This is a genomic window from Cohnella sp. GCM10012308 (genome assembly GCF_042649185.1).
In the GTDB taxonomy this organism is placed as follows: Bacteria; Bacillota; Bacilli; order Paenibacillales; family Paenibacillaceae; genus Cohnella.
This window is the reverse complement of the sequence record NZ_JBHRYU010000016.1, coordinates 123,383-140,958: the sequence shown is the minus strand read 5'-3', so window position 1 is coordinate 140,958 and position 17,576 is coordinate 123,383. Positions and strand designations below refer to the sequence as shown.

General features: G+C 57.7%; 9 protein-coding genes and 1 riboswitch. Of the genes, 8 read left to right on the top strand and 1 reads right to left on the bottom strand.

The genetic code is table 11. The features are described from left to right. Positions 1–27: 27 nt before the first annotated feature. Positions 28–215, top strand: a riboswitch (cobalamin riboswitch). A 751-nt stretch (positions 216–966) separates the two neighbouring features. From ACFOTD_RS18235 to ACFOTD_RS18210, 6 genes are all read left to right on the top strand, one after another. Continuing rightward, complete coding sequence (locus ACFOTD_RS18235) at positions 967–7,233, top strand: S-layer homology domain-containing protein (RefSeq protein WP_378121232.1); 6,267 nt, start codon at positions 967–969, stop codon at positions 7,231–7,233. A gap of 82 nt (positions 7,234–7,315) precedes the next feature. Continuing rightward, on the top strand, positions 7,316–8,947 hold the full coding sequence (locus ACFOTD_RS18230; protein ID WP_378121230.1) for an S-layer homology domain-containing protein: 1,632 nt from the start codon (positions 7,316–7,318) through the stop codon (positions 8,945–8,947). Between the two features lie 12 nt (positions 8,948–8,959). Next, complete coding sequence (locus ACFOTD_RS18225) at positions 8,960–9,940, top strand: DUF4430 domain-containing protein (RefSeq protein ID WP_378121228.1); 981 nt, start codon at positions 8,960–8,962, stop codon at positions 9,938–9,940. Further along, a complete protein-coding gene (locus tag ACFOTD_RS18220; RefSeq protein WP_378121226.1) occupies positions 9,937–10,827 on the top strand; it encodes an energy-coupling factor transporter transmembrane component T in 891 nt (296 codons plus the stop codon). Before ACFOTD_RS18225 ends, ACFOTD_RS18220 begins: the two co-directional genes overlap by 4 nt. Beyond that, complete coding sequence (locus ACFOTD_RS18215) at positions 10,800–13,301, top strand: ATP-binding cassette domain-containing protein (protein WP_378121224.1); 2,502 nt, start codon at positions 10,800–10,802, stop codon at positions 13,299–13,301. The genes ACFOTD_RS18220 and ACFOTD_RS18215 overlap by 28 nt, the downstream gene beginning before the upstream one ends. Before the next feature lie 475 nt (positions 13,302–13,776). Next, positions 13,777–14,523 carry a PAS domain-containing protein gene (locus tag ACFOTD_RS18210; RefSeq protein WP_378121222.1) on the top strand — a complete coding sequence of 249 codons (747 nt, stop codon included), beginning with the start codon at positions 13,777–13,779 and terminating at the stop codon, positions 14,521–14,523. 108 nt (positions 14,524–14,631) lie between these two features. Here the strand turns inward: ACFOTD_RS18210 and ACFOTD_RS18205 are convergent, their stop codons facing one another. Continuing rightward, positions 14,632–15,525, bottom strand: coding sequence for a LysR family transcriptional regulator (locus ACFOTD_RS18205; protein ID WP_378121220.1), 894 nt, complete (start codon positions 15,523–15,525; stop codon positions 14,632–14,634). A gap of 136 nt (positions 15,526–15,661) precedes the next feature. On the opposite strand from ACFOTD_RS18205, the gene ACFOTD_RS18200 reads away from it, so the two are divergent. Together ACFOTD_RS18200 and ACFOTD_RS18195 are read left to right on the top strand one after the other, a co-directional pair. Continuing rightward, on the top strand, positions 15,662–16,861 hold the full coding sequence (locus ACFOTD_RS18200) for an acetyl-CoA C-acetyltransferase (protein ID WP_378121218.1): 1,200 nt from the start codon (positions 15,662–15,664) through the stop codon (positions 16,859–16,861). Between the two features lie 15 nt (positions 16,862–16,876). Beyond that, complete coding sequence (locus tag ACFOTD_RS18195; protein ID WP_378121216.1) at positions 16,877–17,572, top strand: CoA transferase subunit A; 696 nt, start codon at positions 16,877–16,879, stop codon at positions 17,570–17,572. Positions 17,573–17,576 lie beyond the last annotated feature (4 nt).

The following is a 17,576-nucleotide window of genomic DNA, read 5'->3' as shown; positions in this document are numbered from 1 at the left end:
GCGTGCATCCGTATATGATCGTAATAATTGAATAGACCAAGTCAAGGTGCAATGTCAATACGGACATTGCTTAATAGGGAAGTCCGGTGCAAATCCGGCGCGGTCCCGCCACTGTAAATGAAGAGCGACTCTAGAAATGCCACTGGCGCAAGCCGGGAAGGACTAGGGGAGCGATGACGCATAGCCAGGAGACCTGCCTTGACTTGTAATTCACAGACTCTACGGATGATGGAGGCGGTGCTTTTTTTGTTGTCTGCCTCAATCGGTACAGACAGCACGGGCAGCCCTTGATTCTCAGGAATCAAGGGCTTTTTTTGACGCATCGATTCGAGGAGGGGCGAGCGTGGGCTGGCGAGCGTGGGCTGGCGAGCGTGGGCTGGCGATTGGTGGACGGGCGCGGACTTTTGAGCGTGGATGGGCGATTCGGTGGACGGATGACTCGAGGGCGGACGATGCGTGGACGGTTGTGCGTGCTTTAGGCGTGGCGGAGCTTTCGGAGTTTGGACGGGCCTCAAAACCTGCATTTATACAGGTATTTTCGGTCGTCCCGCCACACCTGATGAAATACCTGCAAATATGCAGGCAAATTCAAAGCATAAGCCAAGAATGGGGCTTGAAGGCGGAAATAACTGCACATTTGCAGTTATCTGGACCGCAAGGGGCGATATCGGACCTAAAAGATGTATATTTGCAGGCTTTGTGGTTGCGGCGAAAGAACGAAGCTGGCGACGATCAGCCAACTTATCGAATCTGCTGTAGGTTGAGCCACCTGAACGGCTGTCGGATGAGCCACCTGAACGGCTGTCGGATGAGCCACCTGAACGGCTGCCGGATGAGCCACCTGAACGGCTGTCGGCTGAGCCGTCGATAAGCGTTCCGAGCGAATCGATTTGCGGATATGCGGTAAACGAAAAAGACCGGCACGGAATCATAAATTTCCGTAAAACGTTGAAGAGGAGTATTTGCGTGCGAAAAAAGACATTGAGATCGTTATTTGCTTTTGTACTGACTATTGCTATATTCATAGCCTCCGTTCCGTTTAAGCTTGTCGATGCGGAGGACACGCCTCCAACAGGCCCGGCCACGATTCACTACGGCTGGAGCAACCCCGCCAGTTACAATCTCGGCATTCAGACCCCGCGCACGCTCGGTACGATCGAGCCCGGATTCGCCGTATCGCTTGGCTATGAATCCGCCGGCTTGACGGCCAACGCAGGCAGCGCGACGATGTTCGATGCGCTGGCCAAAGCCGTATACGACATGTACGGCGAGGACCTGAAGCGTACTAAATATTATCGGCTGGTGTTTGAAAACGGCGAATTGAAGCAGGTCTCCGGCGTTTATTCGCAGCCGAGCGCGAGTACGTTCTATGCGCTATTGAACGGCAATCGGATCGGCCTCGACCAATTGGACAGAACCGTTATTCATAACGGGGACGAGGTGTCGTTTCTTGCGGTCAGCAGCTCGGAGAACAATCTGTACAGCTGGTTCGAGGATCAAGCGGGCGGCAAATATGCGGATCGGATCGTCGTGGCGCCGAACGAACCCGTCGTCCTCCAATTAAAAGGCTACAGCTTGTCTTCGGTTGAAGGCGCAGATGCGGCGCACGCCATTTCCGGCGCGGAAATCGGGAGGACCGGTCTTCGCGGTTCGGATTACTTGAGCTCGTACACGAGCCTTGATCAAACGACGGACGCCGACGGGAAGGTCACGCTTCGCTTCGAGAAGCCCGGGCAATATATCGTTACCGCGAATGCGAAAGTTTCCGTTAATGGCGCGGTTTACAAAACGAACGCGCCCCAGAGCATGATACTCGTCAAGGACGATGCGTCTACGGCGCTCACGGATCTGCGAACGGCGATGCATCAGGCGGACATGCAGCCTACCTACACGGGAGCAAGCGCGATGTTCGACGATGCCGACAACGTTTATTTCCTGCGGGCGACATACGGCTTAAGCAACATTACGGGAGTAGGCATATCCGGCGTCGTTCCCGTTGGCGCCAAGGCGAAGGTCGACGGCCAGACCGTTAACGTAGACGACACGGGCTGGTTCCAAGCCCTGCTCCACCCGGCCGTTGGCCATATGAATACAAGCCATTACGGCTATCATCGCATCGACGTAACATCCGCGGACAACGCAACGACCAAGTCTTATTACGCGCTGATGATCTATAAGGGCACGCCGGAGCCATCCTTGCCGAAGCTGTCCAAATTCCAGGACGGCACCGGCAAAGAGCTGGACAGCTCCAAATATACGACGATTACGACCGACAGCGGCTTCTACAGCTTTACGGACGGCGACATTCAACTAGCGGGCGACTACAGTCATATGTATCAATCCCTCATCGCCAACGAGATTTCCGCGGTTCGCGTCCAGGGCAGCATGCTCAATGCCGTCGATGGCTTGCGCGTCCGCAAGATCAATAAAGACGGCAGCCTTGTTTCCTATATCGACGGAACGATCGGACCGGACGGCAAGCAGTTCGCTACGGGAACGGTGTCGCTCGACAAGGGCTCCAACTACTTGCTGTTTGAATCGAAGGCCATCGGCGAATCGGACTGGAATGCATACGGGATCTTGAACGTCTATCGGGAGAAAACGAACGGCGTGTCCAGCGATACGACGGTTACGCCAGCCGACTTGACGTTCCAAGACGCGCAGGGCAGCACTCTCGTACCGGTTCAGGATGCCGCCGATTCCAAGCTGTGGCTGATCCGTCTGCCGTCGGGCGCCGAGCAGAGCAAGGTTACGGCAAGCTTGAATCACATTCCCGACGGCGCGACTTCGAGCTTTGGACAATCCCAGCGCGTCATGAATTTGTCTACGAACATGACGGACTTGTCCCGGGAATATACGCAGGACCTGTCATTCGACGTTACCGCAGCGAACCGATTCTCGAAGAGCAGATACACATTCCGAATCGTACGCGCGGCGCTGCCGCCGTCGGCCTCGAATGCGACCTTGCTCTACAAGGGCAACGTTCAAGCCAAAAGCACGACGGGAGCCTTCATTCCGGCTTATCAGGTCGGCGTTCGCAAGATCGATCCTGCGACGGGGTGGGGCGGCGATTCCGTAGCGCCGACAGCCGATCTCACGCTGACGACCGACGATACATGGCTGGTCACTTCGGACCAGTCGCAGCTTGACGCGAATCAATTGCGGGTCGCTTCGATTTATTTGAAGCCCGAACTGCTGTATCCGAACAGCGGGCCGACATACAGCATCGTCGTAAACAAGACCGATGTGGTCGCCGATCGCAAGACGGCCGGCGATTACAATATCCCGCATGTCGGCGGTTATTCCTATCCGGTCAAAGCCGGAGATCAGGTGCTTTCGACCATCGATGCGACCTACATCGAAGTTATCGTACATGCGCCTCCGGGAATCAACGCGGCAGACAAGACGTATACGTACGTCGTGCCTAAACAAAAGCCGGCCGCAGCCAGCTTCAGCAACGTCACGACGGCTTCGGGCACCGATAACGCCTTCAAATCGGGCGAAGGGGTGCTGCGCGTAGAGGGCAAGTCTTCGACGACCTTTATCGAGAGCGAACTGAATTACAATGTGAACGTAAATTACAAAATGGATAAGATCGTGCTGCTGCCGACGGTTCTCTCCAACGATATCGTCATGAGCTGGAGCTTGGGCAGCGGCGCTTATACGACAATTTCCCAAGGCATCAACGCCAAGGCGATCGTGCCGCTCGCGGTCGGAGACAACATCGTTCGTCTGAAAGGGTCGGTCGGTGCGAGCGAAAAAATTTACACCTTCAAAATCACGCGAGAAGCAGGGAAAAACTTTAGCTTAAAATCCGTTCGCTTCACCGATTCGGGCATCGTCCCCGCAGGCGTCATGCGCGCGACAAGGCTCTCGCAGATCGGGATCGCGGATCGGGGAACGGCAACCTACGGCGTGACTTATACGGCCGAAGATTCGACAGCGACGCTGACGGTTGCGCAAGGCGACTATACGATCAGCGGCATCGGCACCGTAACGGCCGAAGGGCTCGATGCTGCCTTGCCGGCGAAGGTGCGGATCTGGGACGGCGCAGATACCGACAAATATACGGAATACACGCAGACGATCCGCTTCAGGCATCCGTTGGCGCCGAGCAGAACGTACGAGATCATGCCTGCGCCGGGTCAATTCGTAAACGAGCAGAGCCAGATCGTAACGGGCACCGAGACCGGGTTCGGCTGGGGCGAAGGCTGGGATACGAGCATCTATGCGACGGACGAGGAAATCAATCAATCGGCAAGCGGCAGTCCGGGCGTATCGCTCGGTTCGTTCGGCGGCTATGTCTCATACCAGTTCGACCAACCGATCAAGAACGGGCCATACAACGCGTACGGCGCAGACTTTACGGTGGTCGGCAACCCGTTCCCGGGCAACAACGAGCCGGCCGGCGTCATGGTCGCGCAGGACAAGGACCGGGACGGCAAGCCCGACCATTGGTACAATCTCGCGGGAAGCGAGCATTACGAGGACAAGACGGATTGGAATTATAGCGTTACGTATACAAATCCGGATCCGGGCTTCACGCCCAACATCGGTCAGAACGTGCCGTGGTCGGACAACAACGGGAACGCAGGGTTCATTACGTATAACGCGTTCCACAAACAAATCTATTATCCGAACGGCAAAAACTACCTATTTGAAGGCAACGCGGCCAAGGATCGGTACGACCCGGAGAAAATGACCTTTACCGGCGTCAACATCAATACGCTTAAAGTCGGCTTCGGCTATGCGGATTCGACGGTCAATTCAAATAACGACCAGATTATCAAAGGCAATCCCTACGTCGGCAGCTACGCCGACTTCGACATCGACTGGGCCGTCGACGACGAAGGCATGCCGATCGAGTTGGACGAGATCAGCTTTGTCAAAGTATTCACGAACCAGCTGACGGACGGGGGCCTCCTCGGCGAGAAGTCTCCCGAGGTGTTAAGCGTCCTGCGCAAGGACAGCGGCACGGCCGCCGTCGGGAAGACCGACGCGCCTTCGCGGATTACGCTGACCGCAAGCGGCCACAGCGACCTGATCGTTCCTATCGAGGCGGGAAAAATGGTATACGACGTCTATGTCGGAGACATGCAGTTCGTCAAGGCCAAGGTCAGCGCCAAGCCCGGCGACGTCATCTACTTCAACAACCAGAAGATCGGCGCCGAGCAGTCGACCGATACGTCTTACGAAGTGACCGCGGACAACCCGAGATTGATTCGCGTCATCACGCAAAACGGCACGAAAGAGCCGAGCATCGTCATGCTTCGTCTCAAGAGCGGCGCCAAGCCGGTAGAGCGTCTGCTGACCGCCTTGAAGGCCGAGCGGACCGGCGCCGAGATTACGTTGTCCCAGGATACGACTGACCAGTTCAGCGCGACGGTTCCTTATACGACGACGAGCATTCAGGTCGTGCCGACCGTCGTCTCCGGCGCGATCGTCACCGTCGACGGCAATCCGCTGAGCGCGGGCGGAAAATCCGAGGCGATCGGACTAGCCGTCGGCGCAACGACGATAAGCATCGTCGCGAAGCTGGGCGAGCAGTCCGAGACAACGACGCTTACGGTTCTTCGCGAGGCCGCTCCAGCGGGCAACGGTACGATAACGGCAACGTTTGCGCTGCTCGGCATGCCTAAGCACGACGGCGCCGGACCGCTGCTCGTGTACAAGAACAATCCGGACAAGATGGAGAACTGGATCGCGACAAAGAGCTATACGCTGCCTGCAGGCTCGACGGTCCTCGATCTGTTCGACAAGGCCCTGACCGAAGCGGGATTGGCTTATGTCAACAAGTCCGGCGGCAACTATATTTCTTCCATTCAATCCCCGGGCGGCGTATGGATGTCCGAATTCACGAACGGCAAATATTCGGGCTGGATGTATACCGTCAACGGCTCGCATCCGCAGCTCGGTCTGGCGCAATACGTGCTGTCTAGCGGGCAGAACGTCGTCTGGCACTATACCGACGATTACCGTTACGAGGAAGGCGCGGAGCCATGGCTCGGCGAAAACACCGGCGGGGATACCGGAGCGAACGCCGGGGACTTGACGAAAAAAACGGAGCTTACAGCTGCGAAAGGGGAAGACGGTACCGCAAGGGCGACGCTTGCTGGCGCCAAGCTCGAAGCGTTCCTGAGCGATCTGAGCAAGCTCAAGGATACGGCGGGATCCGGCGTCGTCATCGGCATCGATGTGCCGGAGGGAACGACCGGCTTCGCCTTGACCCTGTCCAAGGACGCGCTCGCGAAGCTGGCCGTCAGGACGCAAACGACGCTGTCCATCCAGACGGCCGCAGGCTCGTTCGTCATCGATGCCAAGGCACTAGCGGCGATCGGAGCGAGCGCCGGCGGGCAGGACGCCATGGTGTCGATGCGGCTGCTCAAGAATACGGATCTGACGGAACGGCAGTCGACGATCGTAGGCAATCGGCCGGTCTTCGAACTTAATCTGGAAGTCGGCGACAAGCAGATCAAGTCGTTTGAAGGCGGGACGGTCCGGGCGCTGCTGCCTTACAAGCTACAGACCGGCGAGCGCGCTGACAGTCTGATCGTAGCGTATTTGCCGGACACCGGAGAAGCGGTCGAAATGACCGGTGCAGCCTATGACGCGCAGCAATACGGCATCTGGTTTACCACCGACCATTTCTCCAAATTCGGCGTCGCCTGGGCCTATAAGGCGGTTCAATCGTTCGCAGACGTGCCGTATACGCACTGGGCGAGATCCTATATTGAATCGCTCGTTTCCAAGGGCGTCATGGAAGGCATCGGAAACGGCAAGTTTGCGCCGGACAGATCCGTGACGCGCGCCGAGTTCGCGGCGATGCTGTTCCGGATGAGCGGCGACGCCAAGCCTGACGCAGACGCCTCCTTCACGGATGTCCCGACGACCTCCTGGTACGCAGCTTATGCGGCATGGGCGAGCAAGGCGGGCGTCGCAAAAGGCAGAGACGCTGCCAAGTTCGCGCCGGACGAGCGCATCACGCGTCAGGAGCTGGTCACGATGCTCTCTCGTTATTTGTCCTATAAGGGCTTGAAGCTGACGAATACGCAAGCTAAGGCAGCGTTCGCGGATCAGGCGCGGATCGCCGCTTATGCGCAAGGCGCCGTCGACGCAATGCAGCAGGCGGGTATCGCGGCAGGCAAAGGCGAGGGTAAATTCGAGCCTGGCGCACAAGCGACTCGGGCGGAAGCGGCCAAAATGCTGGCATTGATCATCGAGCAAGCCAAATAACCGGTAGATGCGAAAATGGAGCAGTCCTTGATCATGTCAGGGGCTGCTCCCATCTTGCGTTTTTAGCGGAAGGAGAATAGAGATGAAAAGCATCGCAACGCGGTTCGCCTGGCTGATGTTAATCGCATGGTCAATCTGCTTGTTCGGGAACGCCGCTGCGCTAGCGGCTCCGGCGAGAACGGCGCAGGACGTTGTGACGGACACGGCGGCTTACGTCTTGTCGACGGTGAATCGTCCGGAAGTCGGATCCATCGGCGGCGAATGGGCGGTCATCGGACTGGCGCGATCGGACTACGACGTGCCGCAAAGCTATTATGACGACTACTATGAGACTGTCGAACGATATGTCGTCGGATTGAAGGGCCAGCTTCACGATAAAAAGTATACGGAGTACTCGCGGCTGATTCTGGCGCTGACGGCAATCGGCGCAGATCCGTCCGACGTCGGCGGCTATAACCTGCTGACGCCGCTCGGCGATTTTGAAAAGACCGTGTGGCAAGGAATAAACGGGCCGATCTTCGCGCTGATTGCGCTGGACAGCGGCAATTACGCCATGCCGATCAATCCTGCTGCGAAAGTACAGGCGACGAGAGAGATGTATATCGACGAAATATTGTCGCGGGAGTTGAGGGACGGCGGCTTTGCGTTAACGGGCGACGCGGCCGATCCCGACATTACCGGCATGGCGCTGCAGGCGCTTGCCAAGTACCAGGATCGGAAAAACGTGAAGGCAGCTACCGACCGGGCGCTAGACCGGCTGTCCAAGCTGCAGGACAACAAGGGCGGCTATGCCAGCTGGGGCGTCGGCAACTCTGAAAGCGCCGTCCAGGTATTGATGGCGTTATGCGAGCTCGGCATTCCCGTCGACGACGGCCGCTTCGTGAAAAACGGCAGATCCATCGTCGATGCCCTGACCGATTATTACACTAAAGGGAAGGGATTCCGGCATGCGGCGGACGGCAGCGGCGAGACGGGCATGTCTACGGAACAGGCGCTGTACGGACTCGTAAACACCGATCGGGTCGCAAAAGGAAAGCCGAGCCTCTACCGAATGAGCGATGTGAAGCGCAAAACGCCTTCTTCTCGAAGCGAGAGCGTCGGCTTGCCTAATAAAAACGCGGACGTTCGGGCTTTGCCGGTGCTGGACGATGCCAAAACTTTTACCGATATCGCCGGGCATTCGAACCAAAAAGCCATCGAAGCGCTTAGCTCGCGCGGCATCATTAACGGTATGACCGCGGATGCCTTCATGCCGGATCGGACGATGACCCGCGCCGAATTCGCCGTCATCGTAACGAAAGGGCTGGGATTGTCGCCCAAGACCTCGGTTGCTTTCTCGGACGTTCCTGCCCGAAGCTGGTACGCCGGCTATATCGGAACCGCATCGACCTACGGCATCGTCAGCGGCACCTCGAAGTCGACCTTCTCGCCGGGCGCCACCATCACGAAGCAGGAAGCTGCGGTCATGATCGCGAACGCCGCAAAGCTTAGCGGCATGGACACGGCGCTGGGCGCCGCCGAGACGAGGGACTTGCTTGCGCAGTTCGGCGATTACACTAAAACTGCGGAATGGGCGCGTACCTCGCTCGCTTTCGATTACAGGGAGAATATCCTGTCGCAGGAAGACCTGAACATCGAACCTAAGCTCGCAGTCACGCGCGCCCAAATCGCCGAAATGCTGGCGCGTCTGCTCACCGCTGCAAAACTGATTTAAAGAGGCGATTCTATGCGATTTACGAAAAACAAGTTTATAGCGGCCATCGCGATCATCACCGTGTTGATCGCCGCTTATTTTGCCAGCGGTCCGCTGGAGAAAAGTGCGGATCGGCCCTCAAAAGCGGACACTGTCGCGGCGAGCCCTTCTGCCGCTTCGGCGACGGACGCAGGCCAGCCCGTGCAATCGAGTGAAGAGACGGAGGCGACGGGCGCAGGGAACGGCCAGTCCCCCGATTCCGGGGCGACGCAAGCAGCGCCTTCTCCTTCGCCGTCGTCTCAATCTTCGTCACCGTCATCTTCGTCGTTATCGTCATCTTCAACGTCTGCAGCAACAGCTTCGCCATCTTCTTCGCCGACCTCGTCCGCATCGCCAGCGGCTTCGCCATCGCCGGCCTCCACGGCGAAGCCCAAGCCGACGTCCACGGCACGGCCGGCCGGATCGCCGACGCCTTCGCCGTCGATGGCGATCGATCCGAAGACGGGCAAGGATCAGTATCAGACCGATCCGGTCCCTTCCGGCAAGCCGCTCCCGGTGGAGCCGCAGGATGCCAAGATTACCGACAAGGCCATGACCGCGTATTTGTCCGTCTCCTGCACGACGATACTGGACCATCTGGATCTGCTGGATCCCGACAAGCTGGAGCTCGTTCCGGATGACGGCGTCATTTTCTCGAAGCGGGAAGTGACTTTTTACGAGGGAGAATCCGTGTTTAACGTGCTGCAGCGGGAAATGAAGAAGAACAAAATTCATATGGAGTTCGAGAACACGCCGATATACAACTCCGCCTATATCGAGGGCATCAACAATTTATACGAATTCGATTGCGGCGAGCTGTCAGGGTGGATGTACAAGGTGAACGGCTGGTTCCCGAATTACGGCAGCAGCCGTTACAAGCTCAAGCAAGGGGACGTGATCGAGTGGGTGTATACATGCGATCTTGGCCGCGACGTCGGCGACACCTATAACGCTTCGGGCGGAGGAAACAAGTGAAGGATGCGTTCTCGAGCTACCATCCCGTCGTGAACTTCGCGTATTTTGCGCTCGTCATCGCCTTTTCGATGGTTTTCATGCACCCTGCGTGCTTGGCCATTTCCTTACTTTTTTCCTTTCTTTACTCCATCTCGCTGAACGGCAGACGGGCGATCAGGTTCAATCTTCTTTACATGCTGCCGATGCTCGTCACGACGGCGCTGATCAATCCGGCCTTCAATCACGAAGGCGCTACGATCCTCGGCTACTTGCGAAGCGGCAATCCGCTGACGCTGGAATCCATTGCGTACGGATTTGCGGCGGCGACCATGTTCGTCTCGGTCATCTGCTGGTTTTCCTGCTACAACGCGGTCATGACCTCCGATAAATTCGTTTATTTGTTCGGCAGGGTCATTCCGGCGCTATCGCTCGTATTATCGATGGTGCTGCGCTTCGTGCCGAGATTCAAGGCGCAGCTCGCCGTCGTATCGGCCGCGCAGCGATGCATCGGCAGGGATATCTCCAACGGAAGCCTGCCGGCCAGAGCGAAGCACGGCATTCGGATCCTGTCCATCATGACGACCTGGATGCTCGAGAATGCCGTCGAGACGGCGGCGTCGATGAGAAGCCGCGGTTACGGCTTAAAAGGCAGGACGGCCTTTTCTTTGTTCCGGTTTGACCGGCGGGACGGCTTCGCGCTGATCGCGATCGGGTCGATCGGCGGCTACGTGTGGATCGGCGCTGGCGCCAAAGCGATGTATTACCGTTATTTCCCTTCGATGAAGGGCGTGGAGTCTTCGGCATACAGCATGAGCGTGTTCCTGGCCTATGCCGCGTTATGCGCGATTCCGCTTGTCATTAACATTCGGGAGGATCTGAGATGGAAGCATTCGCAGTCGATCGTCTGACCTTCGGCTACCCGGGATCGGACAAGAACGCCCTGCGCGACGTTTCGTTCGCGATTCGCCAAGGTCAGTTCGTCACGCTCTGCGGCCAATCGGGCTCCGGCAAGTCCACGCTACTGCGGCATTTCAAACCGGACCTTGCGCCGCACGGACGCCGAAGCGGAACGGTCCGGTATCGGGGCATTCCTGTGGAGGAGACGGACCGGCGCGCGCAAACCGCGGAGATCGGCTTCGTTCTGCAGTCGCCGGACAACCAGATCGTCACGGACAAAGTGTGGCACGAGCTCGCGTTCGGACTCGAGAGCCTGGGCTTCGGCGCCTCCGAGATCCGCCGGCGCGTCGCCGAGACGGCCAGCTTTTTCGGCATTCAAGCATGGTTTCACAAGAAAGTAACGGAGCTCTCCGGCGGACAGAAGCAGCTGCTCAATCTCGCTTCTGTCATGGCGATGCAGCCGCGCGCGCTGCTGCTGGACGAGCCGACCAGCCAGCTCGACCCGATCGCCGCCGGGGAATTTCTGGCCGCGCTCGGCAAGATCAACAGGGAGCTCGGCGTGACCGTCTTGCTGTCGGAGCACCGGCTGGAGGAGGCGCTGCCGATGTCCGACCTGGCGATCGTGATGGAGCGGGGAGAGGTCGTTACGTTAGGGACGCCCAAGGAAGCAGGCGAGCGGCTGCGCGAATCGCGGCATGAGATGTTCCATGCGATGCCGACGCCGATGCGCGTCTATGCCGGGATCGACAGTACGTTCGAATGCCCGGTCACCGTCCGGGAAGGACGGGCGTTCATGCACTTGATGGCTGAGACGCGTCCGTTCGCCCAGGTACGGGTCCGAGAGCTGGAGACTTCCGGCCGCGGCAAGCCCGCAGTCCGGCTGGACGAAGTGTGGTTCAAATACGGCAAGGACGCCCCTGACGTATTGAAGGGCTTGAGCCTGAAGGCATACGCCGGTGAGCTGTATGCGATCGTGGGAGGCAACGGAATCGGCAAAACGACGGTTTTGTCCATAATCGCCGGTTTGCGCAGTCCATACCGCGGCGCCGTCGAATTGCAAGGACGGCCGTTATCGCAATGGACGGACCAGGAAAAGTATAACGGCGGCTTGGCCGTTCTGCCGCAAAATCCGCAAGCCCTTTTCGTCCGCAAGACGGTCGAAGCGAATTTATTAGAGATGCTGACGGGCAGAAAACTGGACGCTGCGGAAATCTCGCGTCGATTGGCCTATGTCATCGGCCTGTGCGAGCTTGAATCGCTGCTGGGAAGACACCCGTACGATTTATCCGGCGGCGAACAACAGCGCGCGGCGCTCGCGAAGGTGCTGCTGCTCGAACCTTCCGTCCTGCTGCTGGACGAGCCGACCAAGGGCCTGGATGCCGCGTACAAGCTGAAGCTTGCGAACATATTGACCCGCTTGAAGGCAGAAGGAACCGCCATCGTCATGGTCAGCCACGACATCGATTTTTGCGCGAGCCATGCCGACCGCTGCGCTATGGTATTCGACGGGATCGTCGTCTCCGAGGACAAGCCGCGAACCTTTTTTGCCGGCAACCGGTTTTATACGACGGCTGCGAATCGAATGGCCAGAGACATCCTCCCGGACGCGATCACCGCGGAAGATATTTTGCAAGCGTTCGGCGCCGAGGGCGTAGACCATCCGGTTGATGACGAATCGTCTAACAAGCCGCCAGCCGGTCCCCGAGCTAACGGCCGTAGCGCCGAAAATATGAGCGTCGAGGAGCCTTCCAATCCTACGCGCGAGGTCGATGCTAACCGCCGGCTGCCGAAGCGTACGATGACGGCCATGCTGATGATCTTGCTGTTGATCCCGCTCACGATCTGGTTCGGCATCGAATACTTGGACGACCGGAAATATTATTTTATATCCATGCTCGTGATCCTGGAGACGCTGCTGCCGTTCGTGCTCATCTACGAGGGGAGAAAGCCGCAAGCCAAGGAGCTGGTGACGCTGGCGGTTCTTTGCGCGATCGGCGTCGCCGGCCGAATGGCATTTTTTATGCTGCCGCAGTTCAAGCCGGTCGCGGCGATCGTTATCGTTGCCGGCGTCGCGTTCGGCGCGGAGGCCGGCTTCCTGGTAGGGGCGGTCACCGGATTCGTATCGAACTATTACTTCGGCCAGGGACCCTGGACGCCGTGGCAGATGTTCGGTTTTGGCATCATCGGCTTTTTTGCCGGCTTGCTGTTCAAGAAGGGCCTGCTTCGAAGAAACAGGCTCGCGCTCTGCGCGTTCGGCGGCATAGCGGCGTTCGCGCTGTACGGCACGCTGATGAATCTGTCGTCGGTTTTGATGACGCAGTCCAAGCTGACGATCGAAGTCGTCTGGCTCGCTTGCCTTCGCGGCGTTCCTTTCGATCTCATCCATGGCGTCGCGACGGTCGTCTTTTTGCTCTTTCTCGCCAAGCCGATGCTGGAGAAGCTCGACCGGATCAAAGAAAAATACGGGATGATTCAAGAACGATAGCTTGCTTCGCAAAAACGGCCAAGCAGTTTCTTTATGCCCCTGAGCTTCGGCTCAAGGGGCCTTTTTTGTATGCTAATGCTCCTCCAAGTCGCGCGTCGATACCGGCGTGCCGGTCAAGTGCTGTTCGAACATGTCGATTATATGCAGAAACCTTTCCGCTTCACGATAGACATGATCCATATCGATGGGCAGCAGATTGGCCCGACCAAAACCTGATTTTGTCAAGCGAACGAGCTACGAAAACGTTGGCCACGATCCATCAATCCCTCCCGGTATCGAACTCGTCTCCACAGCTACATTCCGGCAAGCGTCCGCGTATGATGGCTCGAAAACAGCGCGCATATCCGCAGATGTACATGATTTCAGCACAATATGTTCGTATTTGATTCAATTATTTTGTTGAGAACCGAAAAAGTCAGTATATAATTAGCCTATGCAAACGAACTGAGTCTACCGTAGTTAAAGGCGGATATCCATGCTGAAAAACGATCTATTTTCATCGAGAGGCATTTTTCAACACTATTTCGACCGTCATCCGGACGGACTTCTTATCATTGATCTCGACGGCTTCATCCAGCACGCCAACGCTGCCGTATTTTCAATCCTCGGATACTCGCAGGAAACGCTGCTGCAAGCCCCCTTGGAACGCATTTTTGATCCCGCGAACATCGACCGAACCGGCGATCGCGTCAACGCAGCCGCTAAGCTCGAATGCAGCGCCCGTCATCAGGACGGTCATCCCGTAGACGTGAAGCTCACCCTTGTTCCGCTGCAAAACGACGGACAGGCGATCGGCGAGCTGATCACCTTGGAGAGCGTCAACCCGGCTTCTAGCTTGCCAGGCGAGAAGGAAGGCACGGAAGAGATCCTCTCTTACATATTGGAAAAGTCTCAAAACGTTATTTCCGTCTTTTCGACGGACGGCGTGTTCACTTACATATCGCCGACAGTCACGGCGCTGCTAGGCTATCGGCCCGAAGAAGTAGTCGGCAAGCATTCGGCGGCTTTTAACCATCCTGACGACATACTGAAGCTGCTGGAATTCCGCGGCCTCTCGTCGATCGATCGCGACAACGTCCGGTTCGTCGGGCGCGTCCGGCACAAGAACGGCGATTATCGCATGTACGAGACGACGTCGGAATATATCCGCGACGAATCCGGGGAGGTCATCCAGACCATCAGCTTCGGACGCGATATTACGGACAACAAGCAAGCCGAATAGCGCTGATCCGTCAGCGCCGATCCGTTATGGGAGGAAATCGATGATTTTCGATCGCATGGGCTAGTCATCGCGGCCGATGTCATCGCAACGCCACGCCCATGCCCGACGCTACCGCGCTTCACTCGTAAGCCATCGCCTCATAAATTCGATCCAGCCTCTCGCCGCATGGGACAGATAGCGACCGCGGGGCCAGATCGCCGCGATGTCCCAGCGGATCGCGGGCACGGTAACCGGTATGACCGAGACCGCCCTGGACTGGATCTTCCGCGCAGCGGTATCCGGTATCAAGGCAATGCCCAGCCCCGCGCCGACCATCTCCGCCATAAAATCCCATTGCGAGCTCTCGTAAGCGATCTTGGGCTCGAACCCTTCCAATATGCAGGCTTCTCTCACGCGATCGTAAAGAGAGAAGCCTTTTTTAAACATGATAAAAGGCTCTTCTCTTAAATCAGACAATCGCACGGATTCGCTGCCGGCCAGCGGATGACTCGCATTTAAAACAAGGAACAAACGGCGCTCCGCTAATGTCAGCGACTCGAACTCCTCCTCGTCGACGGGCAGGACGACAATTCCGATGTCCAGCTTCGATTCGCTGAGCAGCTGCTCCACGATTTTGCCGCCTTCTTCGACCAACCGCAGCCGTATACCTGGATATTCGGATCTGAAGCCGGCGATAATCCCCGCAAAGAAGCTGGCGCCGATGACAGGCGGCAAGCCAAGCAGCAATTCGCCTCTTTGAAGCTGCTTGCCTTCGTTCAGCGTTGCCAGCAGATCCTTGGACATGGACAGCGTCGCTGCCGCATGCCGGAGCACGATCTCGCCGTCGTCCGTCAGCCGCAAATACCGGGTCGTGCGATCGAATAATACGACGCCAAGTTCGTTTTCCAGGCTTTTGATCGCTCTGCTCAAAGAAGGCTGGGCAATATGCATCGACTTCGCCGCCTTTGAGAAGCTTTGCAGCCGTGCCACCTCGGTGAAGTATAAGAGCTGTATATTTTCCATACATTTAACGCCTCCTTTATTTATTCAAATTCTGAATAAATCATATCCAATATCAATATTTTACACATAAATGAAGGCGCTCTACAATGAGGGATAAGAAGCTTAATCAACAGCCGTGTAAAGGAGTGGACCTCGAATGAGCGACCGCGAAGTTATTATTGCAAGCGCTGTCCGAACGCCGATCGGACGGTTTAACGGCATATTCAAGGACGTGCCCGCCGTTCGGCTCGGCGCCGCCGCGATCCGTTCGGCCATTGATCGGGCGGGAATACCCGCTTCGATCGTCGACGAAGTTTATATGGGCAACGTGCTTCAAGCCGGACTCGGCCAAAACCCGGCCAGGCAGGCGGCTCTGCAAGCAGGGGTGCCTGTCGAAACGCCGGCGACCACCGTCAATCAGGTGTGCGGTTCCGGCCTGATGTCCGTCTACCTGGCCAGCCGCTCCATTCAAACGGGCGATTGCGAAGCCGTCGTCGCGGGCGGGATGGAAAATATGAGCCAGGCGCCGCATTTGCTCCAGGGCACGCGGACCGGTTATGTCATGGGCGATCGAACGCTGACCGACAGCATGATCAAGGACGGGCTATGGTGCGCGGTCAACGATTACCACATGGGCATCACGGCCGAGAATTTATGCGCGAAATACGAGCTTACGCGCGAGCAGTTGGATGAATTGGCATTCGAAAGCCAGCGTAAAGCCGGAAACGCCGCCAGCAATGGCATTTTTGCCGACGAGATCGTAGGCGTCGCGTTACCCGGCAAGAAGGAGCCGTCGCTCGTCGCGGAGCAAGACGAACATATTCGTCCCGATACGACGCCGAGTACGCTTGCCAAGCTGCGGCCGGCGTTCAAGCCCGATGGCCAGGTCACGGCCGGCAACGCATCGGGCATCAATGACGGCGCCGCCGCCCTCGTCTTGATGAGCCAAGCGCGCGCAGCGGCAAAAGGCATCCGGCCGCTGGGCGTCATCCGTGCCTTCGCTGTCGCCGGCGTTGATCCGGCTTATATGGGGACGGGACCGATCGCGGCCGTCGAGAAAGCGCTCCAGAAGGCGCAGCTGCAAATTTCCGACATCGATCTGATTGAAGTGAACGAAGCTTTCGCCGCGCAAGTGATCCCTTTCATCCGGCATTTCGATCTGGACGAAGACAAGGTCAATGTAAACGGAGGCGCCATCGCGCTCGGACACCCGATCGGGGCGAGCGGGGCAAGAGTGCTGGTCACCTTGCTCCACGAGATGAATCGCCGCAAGTCAACGTACGGCTTGGCCGCGCTCTGCATCGGCGGCGGGCAAGGCATTGCGGTCATCGTGGAACGCAGCGGCCAGAGCGGATAAAGGAGGCGGGCTCCATTGAAAATCATTCATCCATCTTTTGTGGAAGCGGTTGCGGCCATTGAGGACGGCGCTTCGATCATGGTCGGCGGCTTCGGGCTCGTCGGCATTCCGGAGAACCTGATCGTCGCGCTGTCCGAAACCGGCGTCAAGGATCTGACGATCATCTCCAACAATTGCGGCGTCGACGATTGGGGACTCGGCCTGCTGCTTCGCAACAAGCAGATCAGGAAGATCATCGCTTCTTATGTAGGCGAAAACAAAGAATTCGAGCGTCAGGCATTGTCCGGCGAGATCGAAGTCGAGCTGCTGCCCCAAGGGACGTTGGCCGAGAAAATCAGGGCCGGCGGGGCCGGCATTCCCGCGTTCTATACGCCGGCGGGCGTAGGGACGCCGCTAGCGGAACACAAGGAAACGCGCGAGTTCGGCGGCAAAACATATCTGCTCGAACAGTCGTTGACGGCGGATTTTGCCTTGATTCGCGCCTTGGAAGCGGACACTTGCGGCAATCTCGTTTATAACAAGACGGCCAGAAACTTTAATCCGATCATGGCGACCGCAGGCCGCATCACGATCGCCGAGACGGAGAAGCTGGTGCAAGCCGGCAAGCTAGATGCGGACCGCATCCATACGCCGGGCATTTTCGTTCATTCGATCGCGATCGGCGAGCAGCGCAAGCGCATCGAAAGACTGACAGTCGCAGAGCAAGCTTAAATCG